This window comes from Mesorhizobium sp. M2A.F.Ca.ET.037.01.1.1 (assembly GCF_003998075.1).
Lineage (GTDB): Bacteria > Pseudomonadota > Alphaproteobacteria > Rhizobiales > Rhizobiaceae > Mesorhizobium.
This window is the reverse complement of record NZ_RZSA01000934.1, coordinates 1-2,536: the sequence shown is the minus strand read 5'-3', so window position 1 is coordinate 2,536 and position 2,536 is coordinate 1. Positions and strand designations below refer to the sequence as shown.

The following is a 2,536-nucleotide window of genomic DNA, read 5'->3' as shown; positions in this document are numbered from 1 at the left end:
GGCCATCGCCGGTGCCGTGCCAAAGACGTTGCTGGTTGCGAAATCGCCGCTCGCGGACGTCGCCGCGATCCTCGGCCGCTCGACGCTCGTCATCGGCGCCGACACCGGCCTCACCCACCTCGCCAGCGCCTTCGGCCTCCCGACCGTCGCCATCTTCCTGGCGACGGAGCCCGGTCTCACCGGCCCGCGCGGAAAGTTTGCATCGACCTTGCTTGCGCCGCCCGGCGGCAAGATCACGCCGGCTGAGGTGATGGCCGAGGCTGAGCGGCTGCTGGTGCTCAGATCAAACGCGCCAGCTTAGACCGCGGCTGCTTCGTCATCCACGGGCGGAGCAAGGAGCGAAGCGACGCGGCGCAGACCCGAGGATGACGACGTCACGGAGGCTTCAGCCAATTCCGAACGTTTGCAATGGATCCGCAGCGAGCCGTGGTAGCTCAGAAATCGACGCCAGGACATGATCTCGAAAAGTGAGAACCGAAAGATCATGTTCCAACAAAGAGTTGGATCAGGATGACAATTCAATGAAACGTCATCCCAATCTGGCGAAGCGCACTAAATAAATTGCACCTGGACGATCTCATATCCCCGGGCGCCGCCGGGAGCGTTCACCTCGATGGCGTCGCCGACTTCCTTGCCGATCAGCGCACGCGCGATCGGCGAGGAGATCGAGATGCGGCCGGACTTCACGTCGGCTTCCTGGTCGCCGACGATCTGGTAGGTCTTCTTTTCCTCGGTGTCCTCGTCGACGAGCACGACGGTCGCGCCGAACTTCACCTTGTCGCCGGAAAGCTTGGAGACGTCGATGACCTCGGCGCGCGCGATCAGATCCTCGAGCTCGTTGATGCGGCCTTCATTGTGGCTCTGCGACTCCTTGGCCGCGTGATATTCGGCATTTTCGGACAGGTCGCCATGCGAGCGCGCTTCGGAGATCGCCTCGATGATACGCGGACGCTCCTCTTGCTGGCGCCAACGCAGTTCTTCCTTCAATGACGCGAACCCCTCGCCTGTCATCGGGACCTTGATCATATGCCTGACCTTTCCTGCCGCCACCCCCGCTTGTCGGGAGCAGCCTTGTCAAATGGGTACAAAAAGAAAACGGTCCGGCAGCCTCGGGCTAACGGAACCGTTTCACCACAATTTCCCTGAATATAGCGATCTTGGCGCGATTTTCACGTGCAAAAATGAAGTTCGGCGAAATGATCACCGCTTTCGCGGATGCCGGTTGATGGCGAACAACAAAAAGCCGGCTACGATTGCTCGCAGCCGGCCCGAAGAGCTTGAAGCCCTGTTCAGCTCCGCAGGAAATGATCGATCTGCTCGGACAGCATGCCGTATTCGCGCGAGCCCGTGCCGGTCCGCTTTTCGATTTCCTTGAGCTGTTCCTGAGCGCCGGCGAGATCGCCGATCTGAAGATGCGCTTCGCCGAGATATTCGCGCACAAGCGTGTAGTTCGGGTCGATGCGCAGCGCTTCCTCGTAATAGCCGAGGCCGACCGTGACGCGGCCAGAATGGCGATGCGAATAGCCGAGATAGTTGAGGATGCGCGGATCCTGCTTGTTGGCGGCGAGCGTCAGCACCGAGATCGCCTCGTCATAGCGCCCGGCCATCGCCAGATCGTGGCCGGCCTCGTAGATGCTGTCGTCATCCAGCATGCCATATTGCGGCTTCACGCACTTGTTCTTCTTCTTGTCCCAGACTTCGCCCTTCTTGCACTGGGTAGTGGTTTGGCCGCTTCCGCCACCTTCACCGGCCGCAAAAGCCGGGGCGACGAACAGCGGCAGCGCCGCAATAGCCATGACCTGAACAAGCAATCGTCTGCGCATCGATGCCTCCGTGAGCGTGACAATGGCAGACTAACGCCGGCCCGATCCGCTTTCATCCCGAAAAGCCGTCATCGGCCGAACTATTTTGGACGGCCCGAAGGAGAGCCTTGCCTCCGGGCGTGACGCGCGCTGCAAATCCGCTATCATCGGGCCACGCGCATCACGTGGAGAAGGACCGTGCAGCAGCGCCTCGAGAAAGAATGGGAGCTTTCCATCGACCCGGACACGGTGCGCCTGTTCATCCTCAAGGCCAAGGCGCTGAGCGCCGCCGTCAACGAGGACTATGACGACGGCGCCGAGCACGAGGTCGAGTTCGACGGCGACGCGCATGCCAGCCATCACCATGACGGCCTTGTCGAGGAAGCCTCGGAAGACCTCACCGAGGAAGAATTCCGCGAGCTGATCAACGATCTCAACATCGACGAAGCGGCCGAGCTGATCGCGCTCGCCTGGGTCGGGCGCGGCGACTATGACGCATCCGAATGGGCTGACGCGGTGGCAGCCGCCAGGGAGCGTCCAAGGAAGCGCACGGCCAAATACCTGCTCGGCCTGCCGATGCTTGCCGACTGGTTGGAGGAAGGCCTTGAAGCCATAGGCGCGTAACGCGCCGGTAACCGATTGTGATCGGCAAGGCCGGCGGTACAGGCAACTTCGCGACGCGATTGCCGTTTCGGGGCGATGGCAACGCTGAGCATTTCCGGATTGTGCAGATT

4 protein-coding genes are annotated in these 2,536 nt (G+C 61.4%); 2 read left to right on the top strand and 2 right to left on the bottom strand.

The features are described 5' to 3' along the window. A partial coding sequence (locus EOA27_RS31560; RefSeq protein WP_281059498.1) for a glycosyltransferase family 9 protein occupies positions 1-301 on the top strand: 301 nt, incomplete at its 5' end. A gap of 251 nt (positions 302-552) precedes the next feature. On the opposite strand, the gene greA is transcribed toward EOA27_RS31560, so the two are convergent. Together greA and EOA27_RS31550 are read right to left on the bottom strand one after the other, a co-directional pair. Next, positions 553-1,026: a transcription elongation factor GreA gene (gene greA / locus EOA27_RS31555; RefSeq protein ID WP_027168132.1), complete on the bottom strand. Its 474-nt coding sequence runs from the start codon at positions 1,024-1,026 to the stop codon at positions 553-555. 263 nt (positions 1,027-1,289) lie between these two features. Then, the gene (locus EOA27_RS31550) at positions 1,290-1,823 is read right to left on the bottom strand and encodes a tetratricopeptide repeat protein (protein WP_126081704.1); all 534 of its coding nucleotides are present in this window, start codon (positions 1,821-1,823) and stop codon (positions 1,290-1,292) included. A gap of 177 nt (positions 1,824-2,000) precedes the next feature. On the opposite strand from EOA27_RS31550, the gene EOA27_RS31545 reads away from it, so the two are divergent. Next, on the top strand, positions 2,001-2,426 hold the full coding sequence (locus EOA27_RS31545) for a DUF3775 domain-containing protein (RefSeq protein ID WP_112126832.1): 426 nt from the start codon (positions 2,001-2,003) through the stop codon (positions 2,424-2,426). The last annotated feature ends 110 nt before the right edge of the window (positions 2,427-2,536 follow it).